This window comes from Alicycliphilus denitrificans (assembly GCF_044792555.1).
GTDB lineage: Bacteria > Pseudomonadota > Gammaproteobacteria > Burkholderiales > Burkholderiaceae_C > Alicycliphilus > Alicycliphilus denitrificans_A.
In genome coordinates this window covers 3746516-3772144 of sequence record NZ_CP126238.1, presented here as the reverse complement: position 1 = coordinate 3772144, position 25629 = coordinate 3746516, and the positions used below count along the sequence as shown (strand labels likewise).

General features: G+C 64.1%; 23 protein-coding genes and 4 pseudogenes. 21 read left to right on the top strand and 6 right to left on the bottom strand.

The genetic code is table 11. The features are described from left to right. Positions 1-10 precede the first annotated feature (10 nt). The 5 genes from P7644_RS17895 (at position 11) to P7644_RS17875 (ending at position 5643) form a co-directional block, all read left to right on the top strand. Positions 11-1204 carry a metallohydrolase gene (locus tag P7644_RS17895; protein WP_404300591.1) on the top strand — a complete coding sequence of 398 codons (1194 nt, stop codon included), beginning with the start codon at positions 11-13 and terminating at the stop codon, positions 1202-1204. Further along, positions 1201-3456, top strand: coding sequence for a ThiF family adenylyltransferase (locus P7644_RS17890; protein WP_404300590.1), 2256 nt, complete (start codon positions 1201-1203; stop codon positions 3454-3456). Before P7644_RS17895 ends, P7644_RS17890 begins: the two co-directional genes overlap by 4 nt. A gap of 45 nt (positions 3457-3501) precedes the next feature. After that, positions 3502-4572: a competence protein ComEC gene (locus P7644_RS17885; RefSeq protein ID WP_404300589.1), complete on the top strand. Its 1071-nt coding sequence runs from the start codon at positions 3502-3504 to the stop codon at positions 4570-4572. 376 nt (positions 4573-4948) lie between these two features. Then, positions 4949-5299, top strand: coding sequence for a DUF2958 domain-containing protein (locus P7644_RS17880; protein ID WP_404300588.1), 351 nt, complete (start codon positions 4949-4951; stop codon positions 5297-5299). 65 nt (positions 5300-5364) lie between these two features. Next, on the top strand, positions 5365-5643 hold the full coding sequence (locus tag P7644_RS17875; protein WP_404300587.1) for a hypothetical protein: 279 nt from the start codon (positions 5365-5367) through the stop codon (positions 5641-5643). Here P7644_RS17875 and P7644_RS17870 read toward each other — a convergent pair. Continuing rightward, positions 5635-5940, bottom strand: coding sequence for a hypothetical protein (locus tag P7644_RS17870; RefSeq protein WP_404300586.1), 306 nt, complete (start codon positions 5938-5940; stop codon positions 5635-5637). The genes P7644_RS17875 and P7644_RS17870 overlap by 9 nt on opposite strands. A gap of 622 nt (positions 5941-6562) precedes the next feature. Here P7644_RS17870 and P7644_RS17865 point away from each other — a divergent pair. Together P7644_RS17865 and P7644_RS17860 are read left to right on the top strand one after the other, a co-directional pair. Beyond that, positions 6563-7387, top strand: a complete 825-nt coding sequence (locus tag P7644_RS17865) for a DUF932 domain-containing protein (protein ID WP_404303247.1) — start codon at positions 6563-6565, stop codon at positions 7385-7387. A 65-nt stretch (positions 7388-7452) separates the two neighbouring features. Beyond that, a pseudogene (locus P7644_RS17860) lies at positions 7453-8043 on the top strand (ParB/RepB/Spo0J family partition protein); the annotation flags it as partial. A 145-nt stretch (positions 8044-8188) separates the two neighbouring features. Here P7644_RS17860 and istB read toward each other — a convergent pair. After that, on the bottom strand, positions 8189-8926 hold the full coding sequence (gene istB / locus P7644_RS17855) for an IS21-like element helper ATPase IstB (RefSeq protein ID WP_404300585.1): 738 nt from the start codon (positions 8924-8926) through the stop codon (positions 8189-8191). Between the two features lie 57 nt (positions 8927-8983). Further along, positions 8984-10527: pseudogene (gene istA / locus P7644_RS17850) on the bottom strand (IS21 family transposase). A 172-nt stretch (positions 10528-10699) separates the two neighbouring features. Here istA and P7644_RS17845 point away from each other — a divergent pair. The 4 genes and pseudogenes from P7644_RS17845 to P7644_RS17830 all read left to right on the top strand — a co-directional run. Further along, positions 10700-12172: pseudogene (locus P7644_RS17845) on the top strand (chromosome partitioning protein ParB); the annotation flags it as partial. A 62-nt stretch (positions 12173-12234) separates the two neighbouring features. Further along, the gene (locus tag P7644_RS17840; RefSeq protein ID WP_404300584.1) at positions 12235-12444 is read left to right on the top strand and encodes a hypothetical protein; all 210 of its coding nucleotides are present in this window, start codon (positions 12235-12237) and stop codon (positions 12442-12444) included. 218 nt (positions 12445-12662) lie between these two features. Continuing rightward, positions 12663-13055, top strand: a complete 393-nt coding sequence (locus tag P7644_RS17835) for a YkvA family protein (RefSeq protein WP_404300583.1) — start codon at positions 12663-12665, stop codon at positions 13053-13055. Between the two features lie 802 nt (positions 13056-13857). Beyond that, entirely contained in the window at positions 13858-14172 is a 315-nt protein-coding gene (locus tag P7644_RS17830) for a DUF736 domain-containing protein (RefSeq protein WP_404300581.1), read from the top strand. 365 nt (positions 14173-14537) lie between these two features. On the opposite strand, the gene P7644_RS17825 is transcribed toward P7644_RS17830, so the two are convergent. Beyond that, on the bottom strand, positions 14538-14831 hold the full coding sequence (locus tag P7644_RS17825) for a helix-turn-helix domain-containing protein (RefSeq protein WP_404300580.1): 294 nt from the start codon (positions 14829-14831) through the stop codon (positions 14538-14540). 223 nt (positions 14832-15054) lie between these two features. On the opposite strand from P7644_RS17825, the gene P7644_RS17820 reads away from it, so the two are divergent. The 10 genes and pseudogenes from P7644_RS17820 (at position 15055) to P7644_RS17775 (ending at position 23625) form a co-directional block, all read left to right on the top strand. After that, positions 15055-15402: a DUF2958 domain-containing protein gene (locus P7644_RS17820; RefSeq protein ID WP_404300579.1), complete on the top strand. Its 348-nt coding sequence runs from the start codon at positions 15055-15057 to the stop codon at positions 15400-15402. 342 nt (positions 15403-15744) lie between these two features. After that, complete coding sequence (locus P7644_RS17815) at positions 15745-16494, top strand: DUF2285 domain-containing protein (RefSeq protein ID WP_404300577.1); 750 nt, start codon at positions 15745-15747, stop codon at positions 16492-16494. 83 nt (positions 16495-16577) lie between these two features. Beyond that, positions 16578-16868, top strand: coding sequence for a helix-turn-helix transcriptional regulator (locus P7644_RS17810; protein ID WP_404300576.1), 291 nt, complete (start codon positions 16578-16580; stop codon positions 16866-16868). A 26-nt stretch (positions 16869-16894) separates the two neighbouring features. Continuing rightward, complete coding sequence (locus P7644_RS17805; RefSeq protein ID WP_404300574.1) at positions 16895-17746, top strand: replication initiator protein A; 852 nt, start codon at positions 16895-16897, stop codon at positions 17744-17746. Positions 17747-18011: 265 nt separating this feature from the next. After that, positions 18012-18650, top strand: coding sequence for a ParA family partition ATPase (gene parA, locus P7644_RS17800; protein ID WP_404300573.1), 639 nt, complete (start codon positions 18012-18014; stop codon positions 18648-18650). Next, complete coding sequence (locus tag P7644_RS17795) at positions 18647-18910, top strand: chromosome partitioning protein ParB (protein ID WP_404300572.1); 264 nt, start codon at positions 18647-18649, stop codon at positions 18908-18910. The genes parA and P7644_RS17795 overlap by 4 nt, the downstream gene beginning before the upstream one ends. Next, entirely contained in the window at positions 18907-19440 is a 534-nt protein-coding gene (locus P7644_RS17790) for a DUF2840 domain-containing protein (protein ID WP_404300571.1), read from the top strand. Before P7644_RS17795 ends, P7644_RS17790 begins: the two co-directional genes overlap by 4 nt. Beyond that, positions 19437-20036: a S26 family signal peptidase gene (locus P7644_RS17785; protein ID WP_404300570.1), complete on the top strand. Its 600-nt coding sequence runs from the start codon at positions 19437-19439 to the stop codon at positions 20034-20036. Before P7644_RS17790 ends, P7644_RS17785 begins: the two co-directional genes overlap by 4 nt. Before the next feature lie 495 nt (positions 20037-20531). Further along, positions 20532-22517 (top strand): relaxase/mobilization nuclease domain-containing protein, encoded by a 1986-nt coding sequence (locus tag P7644_RS17780; RefSeq protein WP_404300569.1) that lies wholly within the window; start codon positions 20532-20534, stop codon positions 22515-22517. A 244-nt stretch (positions 22518-22761) separates the two neighbouring features. Beyond that, a pseudogene (locus tag P7644_RS17775) lies at positions 22762-23625 on the top strand (IS5 family transposase). Positions 23626-23713: 88 nt separating this feature from the next. Here P7644_RS17775 and P7644_RS17770 read toward each other — a convergent pair. Continuing rightward, positions 23714-24940, bottom strand: a complete 1227-nt coding sequence (locus tag P7644_RS17770; RefSeq protein ID WP_404300568.1) for a CaiB/BaiF CoA transferase family protein — start codon at positions 24938-24940, stop codon at positions 23714-23716. Between the two features lie 134 nt (positions 24941-25074). Continuing rightward, entirely contained in the window at positions 25075-25617 is a 543-nt protein-coding gene (locus P7644_RS17765) for a VOC family protein (protein ID WP_404300567.1), read from the bottom strand. Between the last annotated feature and the right edge of the window lie 12 nt (positions 25618-25629).

The following is a 25629-nucleotide window of genomic DNA, read 5'->3' as shown; positions in this document are numbered from 1 at the left end:
GGAGACCCCAGTGCCTACAACCATCACGTTTTTTCCCGTCGACAACGGGGACATGACCCTCATCAAGTTCGGCGATCTCGACGCGACGACTCTGCTGATCGACGTAAACATCCGGCAAGACGCCGACGACCCTGACGGGGAGGCGCGCGATGTCGCCAAGGATTTGCGCGAACGACTGAAGAAGGATGAGAACGGCAGGCCGTATGTCGATGCGTTCCTGCTGAGCCACCCGGACCAAGACCATTGCCGAGGGCTGAAGCGACACTTCCACCTAGGGCCACTCGACAAGTACCCGGACGACAAGAAGGACGACAAGGACAAGAAAATCGTGATCCGCGAGATGTGGTCGTCCCCGATCGTGTTTCGACGCGCCAGCAAGACGCACACCTTGAGCGACGACGCCAAGGCATTCAACACGGAGGCGCGTCGGCGCGTGCAACTGAACCGTGACAAGAATTTCGCCGTCGGGAACGGTGACCGCATTCAGATCATGGGCGAGGACATCGACGGAAAAACCGATGATCTCACCTCGATTGTGCGGAAGGTGGACACGCGCTTTTCAACGATCAATGGCAAGAGTTCCGCATTCTTTTCTGCGTTTCTTTTGGCCCCACTGGACGCCCAGGATGACGAAGAAGAGGAAGAGTGCCTGGTCAAGAACCAGTCCAGCGTTATTCTGAACATCACGTTGGCGGCTGACGCGCAGACGCCGGATGGTGCGAAATTCCTTACTGGTGGCGATGCTGAGGTGTTCATCTGGAACCGCCAGTGGCAACGCCACAAGGCTGAAGCAGATGTGCTTGAGTACGACATCATGCAGGCGCCTCATCATTGTTCCTGGCATTCGCTGTCCTATGACAGCTGGTCCGACTACCGTGAAAAAGCCAAGCTCGATGCTGATGCCCGCAAGGCGCTTTCGCAGACCCGTGACGGCGCCGTCATCGTCGCCAGCTGCAAGCCGATTGCAGACGACGACAGCGATCCGCCCTGCATCCGTGCGAAGCGTGAGTACGTGACGATCGTGGACGAAGCAAAAGGCGAGTTCTACTGCACAGGCGAGTACCCCAGCGAAAAGTCCGTGGAACCGCTCGTTTTCACCGTAACCGCTCAGGGTGTGCAGCCTCCCTCGAAGAAGGAGTCCGGATCGAAGGCCGCTGCCGTGGTGACCTCTGCGCGCACCCCCATGCCGCACGGAGCATCATGACGGGCTCCATCGCAGACGCACTGCATCAACTTCAGCGGCATCGAGGCCTTATCCGCGTTGGCGAGCCAAGGACAACTGGTGCATCGACGGAGATTGAAGTCGATGTTGCGGTCCAACTGCCGAACAGGTCTCGGCGCAATGGTATCTCTGAGACCGGAGTGCGCGCCGTCGAGACGTGCGTGCTGGTATTCGGTAGTGACTGGCCCCTGTCCGCACCCGAGCCCTTCTTGCGTGCGGACTTCCCGCTCAACTTGCCGCACATCAACCCCCATCGCCAAGGCGAGTTGGTCTCGCCGTGCCTATTCGAAGGGTCGTTGGACGAGCTGCTGCATCGGTTTGGCCTGGACGCCATTGTCGATCAGTTGATCGACTGGCTGCACAAGGCCGCGGCCGGAACACTCCTGGACCTGGAGCAGGGGTGGGAGCCAACGCGCCGAGACAGCTGTCCTTCGACCGTTGTATTCAGTGCCGAGAAGGTCGCGGCTGCCGCTCCCGCTGACGGCACGATTCTGGTGGTTCCCGCAGGCTACGTGACGATCGATGGCGGTCTGTACGCCATCATCAACGCCGAACTGACCGCACAAGTCGATCCTGTGTTTTACCAGGATGTTCACAACGACAAGCTGGGCAAATGGGGGAACGGCCATACCGCGGCCTTCATCGCGCGCGCTCCGATGACCGACGGCCTCCCGCATGTGATCGGACGCTATCAACCAGAGACGGTTGTCGATCTAGCGACGCTGCTCGATCGAGCAGCGGAGCTTGGCATTGATCGCGACGCTTTGGCCCAGGGAGTGGACGGTTATTACGGACGCTCGATCCTGGATATGCGACAGGACTCGCATGGCTGGGTGCATGGTTTGTACGCGATTGTGATTCTGGCTGTGCAAAGGCCAGCGTCGCTTGTGGGCTCGCCAGGGAGGAGTGTCGAGGTATTGCCCTATGTGGTGCGCTATGAACTCAACGCTCAATCGCTCCTGGAGCGAAACGCCACGGTTCACCCGGCCTTTCACGCGCATGCGTTGTCTCCTGAACTGCTGGCAAGGACGTCCGGCATTCCATACGCAGCCACATCACAGCCGCTGGTCGTGCTCGGCTGCGGAAGCGTGGGATCGAAAGTCGCGATGCAACTGGGGCGAGCGGGCTTTGGTTCGATGACTTTCGTCGACAACGAATCCATGTCGCCTCACAACGCCGCGCGGCATGCACTCATTGAGCGGGCATCAGTGCTGGTTCCGCCTCGGAAGTCGGCGCTGATGAAGACAGCCTTTGAATCGCTGTCGCATCTTCAATCGCGCGCATTCGACATCGACGCAGTGACTCTTTTGGTCGATCCGGAACAGTTTGCGGCAACCGTTCCGCAGGATGCAGCCCTCATCGTGGATGCGACGGCGTCACTTCAAGTGCTGGCTGCAGAAACACAATCGGCAGCGTTGGATCTATCCCCTGCCCGATTGGCACGGATCGCGATGTATGGTCAGGGGCGCTGTGTGGCGGTATTGCTCGAAGGAGCTGGCCGCGCCGGCCGAGTTGACGACCTCACGGCGTTCTTGTTCGAGTGCTGCCGGTTTGCACCGGAACTGCGTGCGTCGATTGCCGGCGATACGTCTGAGCCGACCCGGATTTTCGTGGGTGACAACTGTCGTTCGCTGACGATGCCTATGTCTGACGCCGTTGTTTCGCGGTCGGCGTCACTAGCCGGCCTGCAACTGGAACGATGGCTCGTTGATGGGCTTCCGAAGGAAGCGACGCTTTGCGCCGGAATCTCAGATGCCGAAGGTCTTGGAATGGCATGGACCCGCGCCAGCCTTGGCCCGACCACTGCGCTTGAAGTCGCAGACGATGGTGGCTGGAACATTCGGGTCCTGTCCACAGTTGCGCAAGCAATCCATGCTGATGCGCTGCGCTGGGGTGCTCTGGAAACAGGCGGCGCCTTGATCGGCCGCATCTCGTTTGAAAATCGAACCATCACCATTGCAGGCCTTGTTGAGGCACCGCCTGACAGTGTTCGAGAGGCCGCCCGCTTCGTCCTCGGAACCAACGGGCTTGTTCAAAACTTGCGCGCCGCAAACGCGGCCTCTTTGGGGTATCTCGCCTTTATAGGAACGTGGCACAGCCACCCGAAAGGCGGCGCACATTCGGGTATCGACCGAAATACATTGCGCGGCATCGCCGAGGATGCTGGCGGCCTTCCGGCCGTGTCGTTGGTATGGACTCCGACAGGACTCACGTGTGCGGTGGATCGCTGGTAGGTGCAAAGCCACCGGCACTTTGTTGGCATAAAACAAGAGGGATGTATGGCTGACTACTTCGAGATCGACTTTCTTGGCGTCGAAACAGCGAAAAGCGGGGACGCGATCACGCTGCGCTACTCGGTGAATGGCACTGAGGGCGTGCACGTTGTTGACGGTGGGTATCTGGATACGGGTGATCAGATAGTCGAGCATCTGAAGACGTACTATGGAACAACAGTCATCGACCATGTGATCCTCACGCACCCAGATCGCGATCACGCCAATGGACTACGAAAAGTCCTGGAGCAGTGCACGGTCAGGAATCTTTGGATCAACCGGCCGTGGATATACGCGGACCAGTTGATCGATCGCTTTGAGACCTATGAATCGGTTGAAGCCCTGCGACGGAAGTTGCGCTCAATCTACGATGCCACGGCAATTCTTGAGGATATTGCGGTGGAGAAGGGGATTCCAATCCATGCCCCTCTTCAGGGGCAGAGCATCGGTCCCTTCATGGTGATGGCACCAACCCTAGGACGCTACTTCGACCTGATTGTGGATTCCGCGAAGACACCAGAAGCTGTTGAAGAAAGTGCTTTGGATAGCGCGCTGAGCAGCATATTCCGGGCAGTGAAGGCCGCGACCGCCTACATCAAGTCCCTTTGGGGCGAGGAATATTTTCCGCCTGAGCCGACCAGTCGTGAGAATGAGATGAGTGTGGTGCAGTCAGCTGTCTTGAACGGTCATCGCGTCATGCTTACTGGCGATGCCGGGCGTGAAGCACTGCAGGAGGTGATCGACTACGCGCCTTTTGCAGGGCTTGCGTTGCCAGGTATTCGGTATTTCCAAGTGCCCCATCACGGCGGGCGACACAACGTTTCGACCGAAGTCTTGGATCAATTGCTTGGCCCACGGTTGAACAGTATGCCGGACAAGCACCATTGGAATGCCATATGCAGTTCTGCCAAGGCGGATGAGGATCATCCGCGGAAGTCGGTGATTCGCGCTGTATTGCACCGGGGTGGGCACTGGGCGGCAACTGAAAGCCAGAACATACGCATCGGGGCAGGCATCACCCGCGATGGCTGGGTGCCGATTCCCCAGGCGGCGTATCCGGAAGATCAAGAAAATTGACTGCGCCTGAAGGCCAGCACTGCTTTTCAACTGCCTGCTGACAACTTGGCCTGCATCCCGACGTTCCTTCGTCGGGCTCATGGGCTGCGCCCCGAGCTTCGTGCCGAATCGCAGTCATCCGGCTTCAAGCCCGGACGCTCTGACCTGGACTGACGCTTCGGACCTGCGCGCTGCGCTTGCCAATACCGGGGTGGCTGGGTGGTGGGGTGTGGCGGCTTGCTGTTCCCTTCATCGTGCCACGGCGTGCTCGCCGTCAATGACTGCGCGTCTTCGGCGCTTGCGGCCTGGCGGCCGTCTTCGATCTTTGACTGCTTGCGCTGCGCCGTGTCCTGAACGGGTTGGGCAATTCCGCCCGGCAACCTTCAGGAGTTCGATCATGAACTGCGCATTCATCACCGACGAGCAGCGTGCGCTGCTACTGGCCAACGGCCGCGAATCTCTCCAGAACCCGGATTTCGATCCGGCCCCTGCGGTCAAGCTGTTCACGCCGGATGCCGGCGCGACCTGGCTGCTGACCGAGATTGATCCCGATGACCACGATCACGCCTTCGGTCTTTGCGACCTGGGCCTGGGGATGCCGGAAATCGGCTGGGTCAGCCTGGACGAGCTGGCGACGGTGCGCGGCAGGCTGGGCCTGCCGATCGAGCGTGACCTGTCGTTCCGCGCCGAGAAGCGCTTGAGCGCCTATGCGCGCGAGGCGCGGCTGGCCGGGCGTGTCGTTGTCTGACGTGGCCTATGGAGCGTCGCAAGGCGCTCCTTGCGCTTTCTCAACCATCGAAGGAGATCCACGCCATGAGCAGCCATCACGACTACATCCTCGACATCACGGCGCAGCATGATGCGCTCAAGCCGTTCGCGCCGGAGAACGGCCAGCCCTTGCGCTTCACGATCGGCGACGCGGTGATCTTCACCAACGAGTTCGGGGCACAGTTTCGGTGCCGCGTCACCGGGCTCTATCGGCCCAGCGGGCTTTCGGGCCTGTACGCGCGCGGTGCGCGCTATCTGCTGGACTCGTCATCGCCGTGGATGCCGGTGTCGGAATCCAGCCTGCGTCTCGCTGGCTCAGCATGAGCCTTCGCGCCCCTGACGGGGCGCTGCGCGCTGCGTGGCTTCCAGCCAATCAAACAACGCATCAATGTCGCGATCCAATTGGCATAGCGATGCCTCAGCCATCATGTGCCAGGTGGCGCATTCGTCGGCATGGTCCACGTTGTTCACCACGACATTGAGTTGCTGGTGCATGGCCAAAAGCCGCTGCTTCTCCGCTTCGATCACCTCGCGGTCGGTCGTCCAGATCATCGACGGCAGGAAGATTCCTGGCGATGGCGTGCCGGGTGCTGAATCCTCGGTGGGTGTTTGCTGCGTCATGAGAAAACTCCGCTGCTGTGGAGCCCTCACGATAGGTAGGCGTTCTTCTGGCCGCCAGTCGAAATCGCCACCAAATGGCCCGGTTTTCAGCATCAGCTGACACCATCAGGCAAGCAAGACATGGGCGTCCCCGGCCCTCTGGGAGATGGCCGGTCGCGCTGTCGTGCTGCGCATCGAACCCCCTGCGGGGTTTCGCCCCTTCGGGCTTCCATCGTTCCCTCACTCCGTTCGGCTGACGCCTCCGGCCCGGCTTCCAGCTTCGGGCCTGCGCGCTTCGCTTGCCGTGCGGTCGGCGTGTGGGGAGACCGTTGCCATGTCCAGCCGTCTTCCCTGACTTCATCACCTTGTCCGCGACTGTAGCCCGCTCCCGTGTGCCATCAAGGCGCGCAGGGCCGTGTCCTCGGCTGCGCCTGCGGGCCGCACCCACCCTGCGCTTGTTTCCTTGACGGCCCCCGTCCACGGGCTCCCTTTCGTCGCGGGCGATGAACTCAGGAAAGACGGTGGCAACAGGGCCAACCGGGTTCCTCGTGCCGACCGCACCGAACAGCCGAAAGGCTGGGCTCCGAATCTAGGAATCCGGTGTGCGCTTTTCATCAACAGCCTTTTTGTTCAGGAGAACGACATGCTTGCAACCCGTTTTGCTTCCCACTCCCCGGCATTGCGCAGCGACACCCCGCTGTCGGATGACCAGATTCGCAGGGTGGCCCCGTCCATCTTCGCGGATGCCCCGCACGAAAGCCGTTCCGAGCGGTACAGCTACATCCCCACCGCCGCCGTGCTGACCGAGCTTCGCAAGGAGGGGTTTCAGCCCTTCATGGTGACGCAGACCCGCGTGCGCGATGAAGGCAAGCGCGAGCACACCAAGCACATGCTGCGCCTGCGCCATGCCAGCCAGATCAACGGCGCGGAGGCTAACGAAATCGTGCTGCTGAACTCGCACGATGGCACGAGCAGCTATCAGATGCTGGCGGGCCAGTTCAGGTTCGTTTGCAGCAATGGCCTTGTCTGTGGCGACACCGTGGCCGATGTGCGCGTGCCCCACAAAGGTGACGTGGCCGGGCTGGTGATCGAAGGCGCGTATCAGGTACTGAGCGGCTTTGACCGCGTGCGCGATTCCCGCGATGCCATGCGCGCCATCACCTTGGACGATGGCGAATCGGAAGTGTTCGCCCGCGCCGCGCTGGCCCTCAAGTATGACAACCCGAACAAGCCCGCGCCTGTCACCGAGTCGCAAATCCTGATGCCGCGCCGGTTTGAAGACCGCCGCCCCGACCTGTGGAGCGTGTTCAACCGCACGCAGGAGAACTTGACCAAGGGCGGATTGCATGGCCGCAGCAGCAATGGACGCCGCCAGAGCACTCGGCCCGTGCAGGGCATTGATTCCGACATTCGCCTGAACCGCGCCCTGTGGCTGCTGGCCGATGGCATGCGCGCCCTCAAGGCTTGACCGTTCCCCCGCCGGAGGGGCGGTTTCCCCTCCATTCCCTTGTTTCACTCGATTGGAGATACACCATGAACGCCGTTACCTACACCGAAGCCCAAGCCCTCGACACCCGCGCCAACGTGCTGCAAGCCGCCGATCCGAGCAAGCACATGATTCTGGTTCCGCTGTCGCGGCTGGTGCTGCGCCCCATGGGCCGCAACGTGCGCAAGACCGTCCCGCGCATGTCCATCCCCGAACTGGCAGCGAGCATCCAGCGCGTGGGCCTGCTGCAAAACCTGATCGTGATTCCCGCCGCCGATGGCGAACATTACGAGGTGGTCGCGGGTGGCCGTCGCCTCGCAGCCCTCAAGCTGCTGGCGAAGAAACACCGTATCGCCAAGGATTGGGACGTGCCTTGCCTGCAGGTGGCCGATGGCACGGCCCGCACCGCCAGCCTGACCGAGAACGTGCAGCGCGAAGCCATGCACCCGGCAGACCAGTTCGAGGCTTTCGCCGCATTGGTGGCCGAAGGCCGGCCCATCGAAGACATTGCGGCAGACTTCAGTGTCACGCCGCTGGTGGTGCAGCGCCGCTTGAAGCTGGCGAATGTCTCCCCGCGCCTGATGACGGACTATCGCGCCGATGCCGTGAGCCTTGACCAGTTGATGGCGTTGCGCATTCCACTGATGGCGGACAGTGATTCCATTTCCATCGCGGACAGCGTTCCATGCGATGGCGGACACGCTGCGCGGGTGTCCTGAGTGACGTGCAAATCGTAGCCGAAGTGTCCGCCATCAGCGTGGAATGGCGGTCGGCTTGGCTGGCTCAGGCGGTTTTGGATAGCTTGCGCATCGACTCACCCTTGAGGGCTATCTTGTGGGAGCCATGCACGATGCGGTCCAAGATGGCATCGGCCAGCGTGGGCTCATCGAGCCAGGCGTGCCAGGCCGTCACCGGCAACTGGCTGGTGATGAGCGTCGAGCGCGTGCCTACCCGGTCGTCCAGCAGTTCCAGCAGGTCGTTGCGCTCGTGTGCGGCAATCGGGGCGATGCCGAAGTCGTCCAGGATGAGCAGGTCCAGCCGGGCCAGTTGCGCCAGCCGCTTGCCAAAGCTGCCATCACCGTGGGCCACGTGCAATTCCTCCAGCAGGCGTGGTGCGCGGGCGTAGAGCACCGAGAAGCCCAGGCGTGCGGCCTGCTGACCCAGTGCACAGGCCAGCCAGGTCTTGCCGCAGCCGGTGGCACCGGTGAGCAAGACGTTGTGACCATGACGCAGCCAGTCCCCGCCGGCCAGGCCGGCGACGACTTCCCGGCTCAGCCCTCGGCTGCCACGCCAGTCGATGTCCTCCAGGCAGGCGCTGGAAACCTTGAGCCGGGCGGCCTTGAGCAGGCGTTCGAGACGTTTGCTGTCGCGCCAGTCCATCTCCCGCTGCACCAACAGCGCCAGGCGTTGCTCGAAGGGCAGCTCGCTGGCAGCGATGTGGGTGGCAGCGTCGTTCAGTGCGGCCACCATGCCGTCCAGGCGCAGGGCGCGCAGTTGGTTCAGGGTCTGTTCGGTGAGCATGATTGTTCTTTCGGTGTCGGGTGTAGGGGTAGCGGTGTTGGGCATCGTCAGTCGGCATCAGTGGTAGTAGCCCGGACCACGCACGTTCTCGTGCAGCGGCAGGCTGGCCTGTACGGCGATGGGTGCCTCCAGCAGGCGCTGGTCCAGGCCACAGCCGAGGATGGAGGCGATGCTCTTGTAGGACGGTGAGCGAATCGACTGCGCCCGCGCGCAGGCCGCCTCCAGTCGCTCGGCCCCGTACTCACGTCCCAGCCGCATCAGGCCCAGGCAGGAGCGGTAGCCCTGCTCGGGATGCTGGCGGTGCTCCATCTGCCAGCGCACCACGGCCGCGGTCGCCGCGCCCACCCGCTCGCCCCAGGCGATGAGCTTGGCAGGCGTCCACTCAAGGTGTGCCCGGTGCGAGGCCGGCATGTGCTCGGGCGTGGTGGTGTGCGCGCCCCGGCGGGGATTGATGGCGTGCGCTGCCACCCGTTTGTGGCCGTGCAGGACTTCCACCGCGGCGGCCGTGATGCGCAGCTCCACCGCCTCGCCCACCAGGGCGTGGGGCACCGAGTAGTAGTGGCCGTCAAGCTCGACGTGGTAATCGATGTTCACGCGGGCGCGCTTGAAGCGGGCTATGGCCATGCGCACCGACGGCAGCGCACGCAATAGCGGCGCGTCGAGTTCGGCAAAGGCGCTGGCTCGGCAGCCGGGCAGTTTCTTGAACGGGCGCTGGTTCAGGTCCACCAGTAACGCGGCGATGGCCCGGTTCAGGGCGCCCAGGCTGAAGAAGGTCTGGTGGCGCAGCCGCGCCAGAATCCAGCGCTCGACGACTGCACGGCGACTTCCACCTTGGGCTTGTCACGGGGCTTGGCCGGGCGCGCCGGCATGACAGGCAGGCCGTAATGCGCCGAGAGTTCTTCGAGCAGGCGGTGTGCGGTGGGCTCGTAGCGGTCGGGCCGCGCCATCAGGGCACGCGGCTGGTCGGGCACCAGCAGGCGGGGCACGCCGCCGATGAACTCCAGCGCGGCGATGATGCTGGCCACCCAGTCGGCCGCCTTCTGGCCGAGGGTGGCGCAGGCATAGGTGTAGTTTGATGCGCCCAGCACGGCGACGAAGACCTGCGCGGGGGTTATCTCGCCGGTGCATGCATCCACGATGGGCACCGTCTGGCCGGCGTAGTCCACGAAGAGCTTGTCGCCGCCCTCATGGCTCTGGCGCATGGAGCGCTGCAGGCGCCGGGCCCAGGCCTTGTACTTCTCGCAGAAGGCGCTGTACTTGTAGGCTTGGCCTGCGTGTTGCTGCTGGTACTCCTCCCATAGCAGTTGCAGGGTGACGCCGGGGCGGCGAAGTTCGCGGTGGATGTGGACGTGGTCGGGCTCCAGGTGGCGGGACTCGCGCGCCACCGGTGGCCGGTAGAGCCTGGCTTGCAGGTCTTCGTCGCTCAAGCCCTGGGCCAGCGCCCAGTCCACGCCGGCCACGCGTGCGTAGCTGGCTATCTCGCTGACGGTGGATTTGGAGATGCCGAGGACGGCGCCGATTTGGCGGGTGCTCAAGGCCCCGCCGTGCAGCAGTTGCAGTGTGTGTCGTAGTTTGCTCATGGTGACCCTGGGTGTGGGCATCGCTGGTTCCGGTCAAAAAAACCGGGCAGCCTATGCCGCGTTCGGGTCACTCAGAACACCGCTCAGGTGTCCGCCATCAACATGGAATGCTGTCCGCTTTCACCGTGGAACGGTGTCCGCCATGACGCTGGAACACTGTCCGCCATCAGCCTGGAATCGTGTCCGCCATCGCGTGGAATACGCAATGGCGTTGTCCATCACCGACGACCACGCCGCGCAGGAAGCCGCGTTCTACGATGCGCCGCAGTGGCAGCGCCAACCGTCCGCGCTGCGCGAACGCCTGACCGAGCGCGAGATTGATGCCTACCGGCATCCGCTGGTGCGCTTCGTCGGGCTGGACGCTTACGAGCAGGCGGGCGGCGGCATCCGCCGCGATCTGTTCGCGGAAGGCGATGCGGGCGTGTACCTGACCGACGCCGCGCTGCTGGAACGGCTGGCGCAAGACAAGCTGGCGGGCATCGCCGCCGAGGTGAAGGCCGAGGGCTGGGCTTGGGCCGATGCCACGCCGGGCATGACCCATGCCGACTTGCACGCCTTCCAGCGTGCCCCGAGGGAGCGGCGCGAACCCAACAAGCGCGAAGCGCAACGCATCGAGAAGCTGCAAGCCAAGATGCAGGAGGTGGCCGAAGCCATTGATGCCGCGACGGACGCCGACGACGAGGACAAGGCCGATGCCTTGCAGGAGGAAGGCGAAGCCCTGGGCGAGCAGTTGCAGGCGCTGGAAGAAGGCTTGCAGGGATACGGCGCGAACGTGAAGGCCGCAGCCGGTGCCATTGTGACCATCGACCGCAACGGCGAGGCCGTGATTCATCGCGGGCTGCTGCGCGAGGCCGAGGCCAAGACGCTGCGCACGCTGGAGAAGCTGCGCCAAGGCTTCGGTAGTGTGGAGGGCGAAACCGAGGACGGCGAGGACGACGAAACGCCCAAGGCCGCAGCGATTTCCGACCGACTGGCTCAGCGCCTGAGCGCCCATCGCACCGCTGCACTGCAAATCGAGGTAGCCCAGCATCCACAGGTGGCGCTGGCCGCGCTGGTGCATGGCATGGTGCAGACCGTCTTGCAGGGCCGCTACTACGGCCATGATCTACCGCTGGGCGTGCGCCTGACGGTGCAAGACCGGCTGGAAGGCATGGCCCCAGACTGGCCCGATTCACCCGCCGCTGTGGCCCTGCGCGAACTGCAAGAGGCATGGAGCGGCAAGCTGCCCGAGGACAGCGCCGAACTGTTCGCCACGCTGCTGGCGATGGAACAAGGCGAACTGCTCAAGCTGCTGGCCGTGTGCATGGCGGGGGCGGCGGACGTGGTGACGCCTCGCGCCACGCCGCACCAACCCGGCGCGGCACTCGCGCAGGCCGTGGGCCTCGACATGGCCGCATGGTGGCAACCCACTGCGGAAGGCTATTTCAAGCACGTTCCGAAGGCGGTGGTTCTGCAAGCCGTGGGCGAATTTGCGCCCGAGAGCGTCAATCGGCTGGCGAAGCTCAAGAAGGCCGACATTGCCAGCGAGGCCGAGCGGCTGGTGAACGGCAAGGGTTGGATGCCTGCCATCTTCAAGACGGCAGACGCGCCGGAGGCAGACCCGCAGAACGGTGCGGAGGAAGTCGCCACCGAGGCGGATGAACCCGCTGAAGTGTTGGCCGCTTGACCCGCGCTGAAGGCACGCGCCCCGGCCTCGACCGGGGCGCTTCGCTGTCAGGAGCAACCCCCATGACCCGCACTACCGCCAGCCGCCCACGCATGGCGGCGATCTACTCCCCCGGCACGGTACGCGCTCGCCGCTGGCACGGCGATGGCGACGTGCGCGGCTACCGCCCGCCCTCGGCCTGGACAGCCCGCGCCGACCTTACCGACATTCATCCCATCACGGGCCGTGCCTTGGCGCGGGCCGCGTGGTGGATCATCGAGACGAAGGAATAACCATCGTCAGCACCGCGCCCAGGCCGTTCCGCCCTGGGCGCGGTAAACTTCAAAAATCCGGGCGCGGCAGTGGCCGCGCCCGGTGTTCAAAGCCAACAGTCTGATCAGAAAGCCGCCGCCCTCGCTTGGCGCTCAGGCGGTGGCATTGAAGGCATCGCGGTGGAGCGCGATGCCTGGATGTGCCGATCGCGTCATTCAGCTATGCCACACTTTTTGTCATGAGCATCAGCACCACCTTGAAAACCTGGGCCAAGCGCATCAAACGTGACGACGTGACGCTATGGTTTGCCGGCAAACATCCTCGCACGCCTTGGTATGCCAAGGCGCTGGGGCTGTTCGTGGTGGCCTATGCGCTCAGTCCCATTGACCTGATTCCAGACTTCATCCCGGTGCTAGGCTATCTGGATGATGTGATCCTGTTGCCGGTTTTGATCTGGTTGACCGTGCAGCTGCTGCCATCCGATGTGCTGACGCAATGCCGTGTCCAGGCAGATGAATGGATGCGGGTGGAAGGAGCCAAGCCGCGTAGCCGATTCGGCGCAGCGATGATCGTGGTGCTATGGCTGGCGATGGGGGCTGCATTGTGGTTCTGGCTCAGGCCGCATCTGTAGGCTGCTCATGATCGCTTTCTGAACGGTTTGGGCGTGTCGGCGCGACGCGCCGCCGGGCTCTCGGGCTGCGCCCCGTGCCGACTTCGCTGTCACGGCCATTCGGCTTCGATCCCTCACGCCTTCGCGCCTGTGGCGCTGCGCGCTTCGCTTGCCTCCGGGGGATCGGCACAAGGCCCATCCCCGTCGCGCAGGCTTGGCGCCCCTCGATACCGCCGAACCGGCTGCGCCGGATCGGCCCGGCCAGCGCCCCACCGCAATTGGCGGGGCTGAGGCGGGTACGCCAGGGCTTGCTGCGGCAGGTTGTGCGAATGCGTGCCGTCCTCAACGCTGGCGGTTCTCGCACATCACGTCACGAAGGACGGTTCACGGACATCCCGCCCGGCATCGCTATGGAGCTTCCACGTCACGCCTCAAGACCGGCGCCGCAAGGTGCGGCCGGGGCGTTCTCGTCTGTCGTTGGGGTATTGACCTGGCCCGCGTCTGGGTGCGAGCCGGTGCAGTCTTCGTGCGGGGATGCCGAGCCGGCCCTGTCTCCTTTCGATGCGGTTCGGCCCAAGGCGTCCTTGGGTTGTTGTGAATCCTGGCGGTGGCGCGGCTGCGCCTCGGGCTCCATGGCTGCAACCGTCCAGCGAAAACAATTTCCCCTCTGCTGCGCAGATTCCTCGCGGGACAAATTCTTTTCGCCTCCCGGCTCTCCACTGCGTTGCGACCGCAAGCGGTGCAGCCCGCCCGTCCCCCGCCGGCCGGATCACAACAAGGACGCGATGGGCGCGAACCTTGTTCCACCAAAAGGAGTTTCATCATGGCCAACATCGGCAGCTTCACCGCAGACAAAGACGGCTTCACCGGCACGCTTCGCACCCTGACGCTCAACGTCAAGGTCAAGCTGGTGCCCAACGACAAGGGAGACAGCGAGAAGGCCCCGGACTTCCGCCTGCAGGCGGCCAGTCACGACATCGGCGCGGCGTGGAAGAAGACCAGCGAGGCCGGGCGGGAGTACATCTCCGTGACCCTCGACGATCCTTCGTTCCCGGCCACGGTCTACGCCCGCCTGATCGAAGCCGAGGACGGCACGCACGACCTGATCTGGTCGCGCAGCAAGCCCCAGGCGGCCTGACGGCCGCCAGCGCCCCGCCCACGCGGCGGGGCGCTGTGCTGCTTTCGCGGCACTTCAAGGAAGGCAACACCATCGCCTGGGCTGCGCCGTGTCGAGTTGCTTCCTGGGTATTGCAGCCTTCGGTTGCAAGAACGGCCGGGCGTGTCGGTGCCTTGCACCGCCGGGCTTTGCGGGCTGCGCCCCGTGCCGACTTCGCCGTCACGGCCATCCGGCTTCAATCCCTCACGCCTTCGCGCCTACGGCGCTGCGCGCTTTGCTTGCCTCCGGGGGAAAGCCCTGCGGCCTATCCCCGCCGCGCGATGCTTGGCGCCCCTGCAGTCCCCGAACCGGTGGCGCCGGATCGGCCATGCCAGCGCCGACGCACGCTATGGCGTGTCACTCTTCTTCGCCACAGTCTCCAACTCCTGGCGCACCTGCACCAGAAGCTGATCGACCTGCTGCAGGTCGTCGCCGGCATAGGCCAGCGTCAGCAGCGTGAGCGGGTGAATCTCCATGACCTCGCACAGCTCGGCCAGCTTGTTCAAGGTGGGGCTTTTGAGGTCGCGCTCCAGCGTGCTCATGTAGGTGCGGCTGGACACGTCCGAGAACGCCTCCTGGCTCAATCCACGCGCTTTCCTGATGGTCTTTAGTGCCTCCGACAATGTATGTTTCGCTGCCAACCCTGGATCTCCCCAAAATCCAAGATGACAGTCGATTGCGCCCTATAGGACTACAATCTATAGTGTTCATTCATGTGGATCTGCCGCTTTTGTTCTTTTACGGAAATCCGTATCTGCGGCTTTGGACGGACGCGCAAAGCCGCTTCTGTGCCTTTCCTCAAACCCGCCGATACGGTTCTGCGCTTTCACGCTTCGGCGGTTTTGTGTGAATGAGGGGACGCCCATGAACCAACTCATCACCGAGGACGAGCGCAGGCTGTTGCTGGAACACGGCCAGGCCCGCGCCGCTGGCCGGGCCATCGACCCGCTGCCCGTGGTGCGGCTGTTCACGCCGGACGCACACGCCACCTGGCTGCTGGTGTCGCTCGACCCCGCCGACGGCGATACGGCCCATGGCCTGATCGACTTGGGGATCGGCATGCCCGAGCTGGGCGAGATCAAGCTGTCCGACCTCGCATCCATCGTCGGGCCGAGCAAACAGCCCGTGATGCGGGACCGGTATTTCCGGGCGGTGCGCCCGTTGTCGGAGTACCTGCGGCTGGCTCAGGAGAACGGTTCCGTCCTCGATTGAGTCGCTCGCGGCCAAGCCAAGCCGGGCGCATTGAGACTATTTCGGTCTTGCTCCAGACCCATCAGGTCTTAGTCCGCACTGTTGCACCAAACCAGTGCCACCCTGACGCAAACGGTCATGACGCCAGCCGTGCCATCGGGCACGGTGGGTATCGCAGGAGGCCGCATTTCCTTGCGCGCCACCGTCGCATTCAGACGATCCACGCAATCCATCGGATGCTTTTCGTCTTGACACGCAAGATTACTAATCTACCAGCTTATTCACGATTGGATGCTAGTTCGATGCGGTGACGTTGGCGTGTGAAACCGGTGACGGCGGTCCTGCTCTACGGGAGCTTGCGTCATGGCCGAACCGCACCACCTCGCGCACTGGTATCCGACTGCCGCCTACCTCTACGTGCTGTGCCTGGACACGCTGGCGCTGGCCTGGGAGTACCTGCGCCGCCATCCCGACTACCGGCTTGACTGGCTGCACCGTGCGCGCCGCCCCGATGCTGCGCATCGGTGGGGCTTGCGTCTGCTGGAAGACCCGGCCCTGGATGCGCGTGACGCGCATCCGGCCTGGCTCCCCGGCCATGAGGCCGTGGTGCAGCTCTACCCTGATGCCGACCCGCCGCCGGATGCCACCGCCTTCGCGTTCTGGCGCATCCCTGGCCACAAGCAACTGCTCCACGACGGTAAGGGCCTGGCGCTGATCGCGCGCAACCCCGGCCATTGCCTGCGCTATGCGCTGGCGCCTGGCCTGGAGGACGGCATGGCCGTGGCCCATGCCTACCGTGGCCGTGGGGCCACCCACGTGCCTGACACGCCAGCGCCGATGGCTCGCCCCCGGCCGCCCCCAGCCGCGCTGCTGGAACTGCATACGCTGCAGGTGCTCGACGCCACCCTCGCGGGTGCGTCCTTGCGCGACGTGGCCGAGGGCTTGTTCGGCGTGGATGCCGCAGCCGGTTGGTACAGCGACGGCGGCCTGCGCTCCAAGGTGCGCCGCCTGGTGCGGCGTGGCGATGCGCTGATGCGCGGTGGCTATCGCCGCCTAGCACAGCTTGCGCCGCTTGAGAAGGGTCGTTTTGAAGAGAGTGCAAAACGACCCTGAGCACGAGGGCTTCGTTTTCTGAGACTGCCTCCATCCGGTTGCGCTATGTGGCCGGAGCCCTGCAACCGATGGAGGTTCTCACCATGCGTCCTGCTCCCTTGCGGCCTGCCGCCGTTCCCGCCACTGTCTCGACCGCTGCCGCACAGCCGCAGCGTTATCTGACCAACGACGAAGCCGCCGACTACCTGCGCCTGTCGCCGCGCACGCTGGAGAAACAGCGCGTGCTGGGGAGCGGCCCCAAGTTTCGCAAGTTCGGCCGGCGCGTCATGTACGCCGTGGCCGACCTCGATGCCTGGGCCGCCGAGCGCAGCTTCGAGAGCACGTCCGATCCTGAGTATGCCGAGCAGCACTCGGCGGACAGCCGTGCGCGCTGACCGCTTGCGCGCGGGTGGCCTTCGCCATGTCCAGCCCTGCGCTGCCGTCCCGGCAGCGGCCCGTGCCAGAGCGCGAACAGCTCGACCTGTTCCGCGCCCTGCCGGGCGACATGGCGCCGCGCGACAGCCAAGATTTGATGGCCTTTCCGTTCTTCTCGCTGGCGAAGTCGCGGCGCGTTGCGCCGATCGACTTTCGCAGCGGGAACGTCACCATCCGCGTGGAGGGCACGCAGGAGCATGGCATCGCCACGATTTGGGACGCGGACGTGCTGATCTGGGCGGCCTCGCAGATCGTGGAAGCACGCGACGCGGGCTTGCGCCCGTCGCGGCTGATGCAGGCCACGCCCTACGAGATCCTGCGCTTTATCGGGCGCGGTACGTCGCTGCGCGACTACCAGCGCCTCAAGGCGGCTTTGGATCGCCTGCAATCAACCACGGTGGCCACGTCGATCCGGGAGACCACGGGAAGGCGGCTGCATCGGTTCTCGTGGATCAACGAGTGGAAGGAGCTGGCCGACGCCAAGGGCACGCCGCTGGGCCTCGAATTGATCCTGCCGGACTGGTTCTTTGCCGGTGTGCTCGATGCGGCACTGGTGCTTACCATCGACCCGGCGTATTTCCGGCTCACGGGCGGGATCGAGCGATGGCTGTACCGGCTGGTGCGCAAGCACGGCGGACGGCAGCCTGGCGGCTGGCAGTTCGACTTCCAGCACCTTTACCGCAAGTCGGGCAGCACGGCCAAGCCTTACGACTTCGCCTGCGATCTGCGCGCGCTGGTGGCGCGGCAGTCGCTGCCCGGCTACGTCCTGGGCATCGATCGGCTGGATGGCGTCGAGCTGCTGACGTTTCGGCCCGTGCCGCCCACGGCACGGGGATAACCGGGGCAAAGCCTGTGGACGGGCTCGTGCTATCAGGCGTGCCAGGTGTCGTGCTATCAGGCGTGGGACTATCGTGCTATCAGACGTGTCCATCGGCCGCAAAGCCAATGCTGGCGCGGGTTTCGGCCTCTCCTAACTTCCCTAACTTAAATTCTCTAACTTTTAGTAGAGGCGCCGCGCCACGGTGGACAACCACCAAACCGGCGAACGCAAGGCACGAAAACCGGCAGCAACAGCCCAGCTTTCCAACACGGAGGGCCAGGCCATGATCGTCGCGCTGCTCAACCAGAAAGGCGGCGTAGGCAAGACCACGCTTGCCACCCACATCGCCGGCGAGCTGGCGATGCGCGGCCAGCACGTCGTGCTACTGGACGCCGACCCGCAGGGCTCTGCATTGGATTGGACGCAGCGCCGCAGCCAGCAAGGTTTGCCAAGGCTGTTCAGCGCCGTGGGCCTCGCACGGGAAACGCTGCACCAGGAAGCGCCGGAACTCGCCCGGCGGGCCGATCACGTCGTCATCGACGGCCCACCGCGCATCGCGGCGCTGGCGCGTTCCGCGCTGCTGGCGGCCGAGCGCGTGCTGATCCCGGTGCAGCCCAGTCCCTACGACCTGTGGGCCAGCGCCGAGATGGTGACGCTGATCCGCGAGGCGCAGGTGTTCCGGCCTGCGCTGCGCGCGGCCTTTGTCATCAATCGGCGCGTCAGCACCACCGTGATCGGACGCGAAGCACGCGGCGCGCTGGCCGAGCAGCCACTTCCTGCGCTGCGCGCGGAAGTGCATCAGCGCATCGTGTTCGCCGATAGCGTGGCCGCCGGTCGGCTCGCACGCGAGACGGCACCAGACAGCGCCGCCGCGCGCGAAATCACCGCGCTGGTCGATGAACTGCTGCGGTGGCCGTCATGAGCAGTCCTGCCAGCAAGCGCACGGGCAAGCGCATCGGCATCGGCGCGCGTCCGCCCGCGAATCCGCACGCCGAGGCGTGGATTCGCCAGGGCAGTGCCGATGACCTCCAGAAAGTCGACCTCTACACGGCCCGCCTCACGCTCGACATCACGCCCGCCATGCGGGCGCGCATCAAGGTGTCGGCCTTCACGCAGGGCGTGACGGTGACCGATCTGCTGCGCGCGCTGCTGGAGCGCGAATTCCCGGAGAAGTCCTCATGAACACACCCGCCTCGACGGCTTCGACTGCATTGGCGCCGCCGTCCATCCCGCCTGTCGGCAGGGCCGACGGCGTGCCGCTGACGCGCGTTGCGCTCGCGTACATCGACCAACGCTTCGACCTCTATCTGCGCTTCGGTGATCCTGCGCGCATCATCCGGTTCGACCGCTGGCGCCGCTGCGCGATGTTCACGCCGAACGCGGTTCTATGCCGCATCCGTTGGCAGGCCAACGACTACGGCACGATCCGCTGGCAACTCATGGTGATGCAGGCGTGCATGCCGATGGATGGCGCGCAGCGCATCCCCGGTGTGCAGCCGGGCGTGCGCCTGTTGCTGCACGCCGAGGGTGAACAGTCGGTGCGTGCAGTGCTGGCGCGCATCGAAGCGATCGAGGCACTGGGCATCACGCCCTCCACAGCCTCGCCTGCGTACTGGCGCACGCTGGGCAACCGGCTCGCGGCGCGCTTGCCGCTGCCCGACTACAGCGCAGAGCGGCACGCCGCCTGGTTGACCAGGAGGGCGCTGTCATGACCACGGTTTCTGTTTCCACTGCTGTCACGCATCCTCGCTCGCGCCTGCGCGCTCGCCTCGTGCTGGCGGGCATGTCCGCCTGCGGCCTCGCTGCGCTGGCCTGGGCGTCCTTCGTGCATCCGCTGCCGCGCCTGACCTACAACCCGTCCGACAGCGTGGCGGTCGGCTGGTATCGCGTCGATCCGCTGGGCCACCGCGCCGATTCGCTGCCGCGTCCGCTACCACCGTCATTGCACGTGGACAGCATCGTGCTGGTTCCGTTGCCTGCCGAGGCTGCCGCGCTCGCTGCGCAGCGCGGCTACCTGCCGACGCGCATCCCGCTGCTCAAGCGCGTGGGCGCGGTGGCGCCGCAAGAGGTGTGCATCACTGGAGGCAGCGTTCGCATCGACGGCGTGCCTTCGGCCGCCGTCCTGTCTGCCGATCGCTGGGGCCGGCCGCTGCCATCCTGGCAGCAATGCCGCCGCCTTCGGCCCGGCGAGCTGTTCCTGCTCAGCGTCACCAATCCGGCGTCGTTCGACAGCCGGTATTTCGGGCCGATCAGCGCCGCCGCCGTGATCGGCGTTGCGCGCCCGGTCTGGCTGGAGAAGCAGCCATGATGGCCGCCTACTCGCTGCACGTTACCGCGCATCTTGTCGTGCCATCGGGCGTGTCGTTCTGCTGTTTGTCGCCGTGTCGTCGCGCGTGCAGTGCAGATGCCGATCCTGCGTATCCAGCACCGCATTTCGCGCTGCCTTCGGCGCAGCCGTCCCACGTGCAGGCGTCTTGCCTCGAAAACGGCTGGCCTGCGGCCATCGCCGTGTTCGCCGGGGCGCTGGCTGCGGGTACAGCAGCGCCGCCGGGCCGCAGGTGCTGGGAGCGAGAGCCTGGGGTGCCAGGGGAGGCAAATGCGGAAGGCCAGGGGAGGCAAATGCGGAAGGCAAGACAAAAGGGTGCGGCACCTGTCGGCCCGCAAAGCTAGTCTGCACGTGGGGGTGGCGCGGCACGCAGCGGCTTCGCCGCCGTGCCGCTTGGGGCGCGAGGCCCGCGCCGATGCAGGCGTGTCCGCGTGCTTCGCACAACTGGACACGCCGGAGCTTGCAGGGAGCGCAGCCATGACCGACCGCCGCGACGATGATTTCCGCATCCGCCTCAGCGCCCCAAAGAACCGGGGCCAGGGCTTCGTTTCCAAGGTGCTCAAGCAAGCAGGCAAGGCCAGCAGCGGCAAGTCGTCGGCGCGTCGTCCTGGCGCTGCCAGTGGCACCGGGAAGGGCACAGGCCAGCGGCCCGGCTCGCGCCTGGGGCGCGGTCACACGGCGGCGCGCTTCGCGGGCGCGAAGCTGACGCCCATGTCGCGGCGCGTGACCATCAAGACCCTGCTGGTCAACCAGCGCAACGCCAGCCCGCAATCGCTCGCCAAGCATCTGCGCTACATCGAGCGCGACGGCGTGGGCCGCGATGGTGAGCCGGGCCAAGCCTACGGGCCGCGGACCGATACCGCCGACCTCGACGCCTTCAAGGAACGCTGCGCCGACGATCGGCACCATTTCCGCTTCATCGTCTCGCCCGAGGATGGCGCCGAGCTGGAAGACCTGCGCACCTACACGCGGCACCTGATGGGCCGCATGGAGGCCGACCTGGGCACGGGCCTCGACTGGGTGGCCGTCAACCACTGGAACACCGATAACCCGCATACGCACATCGTCGTGCGCGGACGCGACGACACCGGCAAAGACCTCATCATCGCGGGCGACTACATCGCCGATGGCTTCCGCCATCGCGCCGCCGAACTGGCGACCGAATGGCTGGGGCCGCGTACCGAGCTGGAGATCCAGCAGACCTTGCAGCGCGAGGTCGAGCAAGAGCGGTGGACGAGCCTGGATCGCACGCTGCAACGTGAGGCCGGCGAGGATGGCCGGGTGCAGATCGAACGGTTCAACGAACCGCGGCTGCAACGCCAGCGCCTGCTGCTGATCGGCCGCCTGCAACGCTTGCAGCGCCTGGGCCTGGCCGACGAGATGCAGCCGGGCACCTGGGCCGTCCATGCCGACGCGGAAAAGACCCTGCGCGCCCTGGGCGAGCGTGGCGACATCATCCGCACCATGCAGCGGGCCATGCGCGGCGAGCCGCGGGAACTGGCGGTGTTCGAGCCAGGCGACGATGGCCGAGCCATTCTCGGCCGCGTGGCCGCGAAGGGGCTGGCCGACGAGCTGCGCGACCGGGGCTATCTGGTCATCGACGGAGTGGACGGCAAGGCCCACTACGTCGCGCTCAACGCCCGCGACGAACTGGCGAACTATCCGGCCGGCGCCGTGGTGGAGGTGAAGGGTTCGGCCGACGTGCGCGCGGCCGACAAAAACATCGCCGCGCTGGCGAGCGATGGCCTGTACCGTACCGACCATCACCTCGCCATCGCACAAGGCCAGGCCATACCTGGCCGCGACCCGCAAGAGGTTGTCGCCGCCCATGTCCGCCGGCTGGAGGCCCTGCGCCGGGCGAGCATCGTGGAGCGCGTGGCCGAGGGGCTATGGAAGGTGCCGGGCGACCTGCCAGAGCGGGGCCGCCAGTACGATGCGCAGCGCCTGGGCGGCGTGGCCGTGGAGCTGAAATCGCACCTGCCCATCGAGCGGCAGGCCCGAGTCGTTGGCGCGACCTGGCTGGATCAGCAGTTGATCGGCGGCGGCTCGGGCCTGGGCGACCTGGGCTTTGGCGGCGAGGCCAAGCAGGCGATGCAGCAGCGCGCCGACTTCCTGGTTGAACAGGGACTGGCCGAGCGGCGCGGGCAGCGCGTGATCCTGGCGCGCAACCTCCTGGGCACGCTGCGCAACCGGGAGCTGGTGCAGGTGGCCAAGGAAATCGCTGCGGAAACTGGCTTGGAACACCGCCCGACGGTGGAGGGACAGCGCGTGGCCGGTATCTACCGGCGCAGCGTGATGCTCGCCAGCGGACGCTACGCGTTGCTCGATGACGGTATGGGGTTCAGTTTAGTGCCGTGGAAACCGGTGATCGAGCAGCGGCTGGGGCAGCAGCTTGCAGGGACAGTACGCGGCGGTGAGGTGTCGTGGAAAGTTGGCCGGGAAAAGGGGATTTTTATCTACTGATTGAGTATTTTTTCTACAATCGCATTTTCCCAGAACGCCCCGAATTTCAGCGTGGCTCATATCAAGCGATATTCAAAGATCGGCGGCGTTCGCTCCTTGACACCATTTCCTGAGGTAGGCGGTAAATCCGAGAAGTGCTGGGTCAGTGTTGCCGCGCTTCCAAACGAAGTACGCGACAGATTTAGGATTTATCCGTAAATTATAATCCCCCCGAGTCGCCCGTGATGCGACGCAGGAGCGATGAATGGCCAAGGCGCATGCCAATTCGTGGGAGGTAACGGACGAGTTCTGGAAGCTGGTGGAGCCGCTGGTGCCACAGCCAGTGCGCGATCCAGGCAAGCAGTACAAACGCGCAGCAGGGGCGGGCCGCCCCGCAAAGCCGCCACGGCTGGTGTTCGAGGCCATCATGTATGTGCTGCGCACGGGCTGCCAGTGGAAGGCACTGCCGGCTGAACGCTTTGGCAGCGCCAGCGCGATCCATCAGAAGTTCATGCTGTGGTCCAAGGCCGGGTTCTTCGAGAACCTGTGGAAGGCCGGCCTTGCCGAATACGACGACTGTGAAGGCATCGCCTGGCGCTGGCAGAGCATCGACGGCGCCATGTTCAAGGCGCCCTTGGCGCAGGAGGCTGTGGGGCGCAACCCGACGGATCGGGGGAAAAAAAGGCAGCAAGCGTCACCTGCCGGTGGACGGGCGTGGCGTCCCGTTGTCGCTCGTCGTGACCGGGGCGAACGCGCATGACGTGACGCAACTTGAGACCGTGCTGTCGTCCTGCATGGTCAAACGCCCCACGCCCAAGCAGCGGCGCAGCAAGCACCTATGTGATGATGCGGGCTACCGGGGCAAGAACGCCATGAAGATCATCCTGGCCCACGGCTATATCCCGCACATGGTGGGCCGCAAAAGCGAGGCAGAGCACAAAAGCGTGATCCGAAGAAGAAAGCGCGCCGTTGGGTTGTGGGGGCTTGCCATGGCTGGTTCAACCGGTTCAGGAAATTGCTGGTGCGCTACGAGAAACTGGAGCACACGTTCCTCGCACTCAACCATCTCGCTGCCGCCATCATCGCGTTGCGGAAGATCCACCTGCCCGTTAATATTATTTACGGATAAATCCTTAATGACATTGCCGTAGGCGGGAGGGCCAATGTGCCTCGTGCAGTCCAGTGTAGTGGCAATATGAAAAATGGGTTCAATGGAATCAACGAGTTGGCGCGGGTGGTGTCGAACTCGAGTGGGTAGTTACTGCACCCGCATGCAACAACTCTTCAATCCGGGAGTCCTCCAATTCTGCCCATTCCCGCAGAACTTCACGCGTATGTTCCGCCAACCTTGGCGGTGCCTTGTACGTGACTTCGAAGTTAGACATATTCAAAGCACTGCGCAGGATAGGCATCGTCTTGCCGTCCGCCTGATGCACATCAACGATCATGGCTCGATGCTTGACCTGGGGGTCATCGAAAACAGCCTGCATGTCATTGATAGTCGTGCACGGCACACTTGCAACCTGAAGGCTCTTTCGAAGCTGGGTACTGCTCTTGTCCTTAATCGCAGGCTCAATTGCAGCATGGAGCATATCGCGATGTTTTACGCGTTCAGCGTTGGTGGCGAATTCTGACCTCTCGCGCAAATTGCCGACGCCGAGCACTGAGCACAGGTTATCGAATTGCCGATCGTTGCCCGCCGCGATCACCAGCCAGCCATCGGCACTTTGGAAAACTCCAGATGGACTAGCGATGGGATTGTTGTTGCCCTGCCTGGTCGGCACACCCAACCCCATCAAGTATCCCTGCGCGAGGTGCACATTGAAGGCTACGCTGGCGTCCAGCATGGACGCATCGATAAATTGGCCTTGCCCAGTAATACCTCGCTGGATCAACGCCCCAAGCACTGATACGCAAGCTTGATAGCCTGTCACAAGATCGGTCACTGGAATGGCTGTGCGTACAGGCGTCGCGCCAGGCATGCCATCTGGCAGGCCGCAAGTGCTCATCATGCCGGTCATGGCTTGCATGATGAAATCGTATGCGGGCTGGGACGCGTACGGCCCGTCTTGACCGAATCCTGTGACCGAACAGTGGATGAGACGAGGGTTGATGGCGGAAAGAGTAGTCCAACCAATTCCAAGTCGATCCATTCCGCCCGCTTTGAAATTCTCGATCAGTACGTCGGCTTGTCGTACCAGATCCAACACCACGGCCCGTCCTTGTTCATGTGCCAAATCCACCGCAATAGACCGCTTATTGCGATTGCATGCCAGGTAAAAGTTGGAGCTTCGCCCACGCATCCCAGTTTGGTCATCCTCAGCGGCGGCGACGCCAAGCTGGCGGCCATCGTCGCCATGTCCAGGCGCTTCGAGCTTGACGACGTCTGCTCCCAAATCACCGAGCAACTGCGCAGTCCATGGCCCGGCGAGCACTCGGCTCATATCTAGTACCTTCACGCCATGCAGCGGTGCGGGGCCGCGGCTCGGCGCTCGCTGCATAGGTGTAGACGCCCGTATTTCGGCGTTTGATTCTTGGTTCACGCTTGTCTCCATTTCTCTGCTTCCGGCACTGGTTTTCAAACAGAATTCCCGGAAGCTGGCTCTTCCATGGGAGCGATTTGCCCCAGTCCGTAATAGCGAAGCACTGCCGCATCTCGCCCAATGCCAGGCTCGAACAGTTCCCAGAGCACGCCATCAGGTGCTTCGAGCATCAGGTAGCAGCTGCCATCGGCTTTTCGGATGGGGTTGCGGAAAACAATGCCGTCGGCCTTCATCCGCTCGTACAAATCCTCCAGGCCGACGACTTGCATCCCCAAGTGATGGATTGCATTGCGTCCTCGGTCATGGGGTGGCTGCGAATAGAAATGCAATGCCCCTATGCCGATTTTCATGAATACGTTTCGTGAACCGCCATAGGCACCATCCCACATCACCTTTCCATCAAACCACTTTTGATAGAAAGCCAGGCTTGCATCCAAGTCCGAAGCGAAAAGATGCGCATGGTGCATATGGAATCGATCAGTCGATCCATACGGATATCGCTCGGACGGGAACTGAAGTCCGGCGACGGCCGGGGCGTCATGCTCTTTGCTATTCGTCACGTTACGACCATCAGTCATTTGTCATTCCCC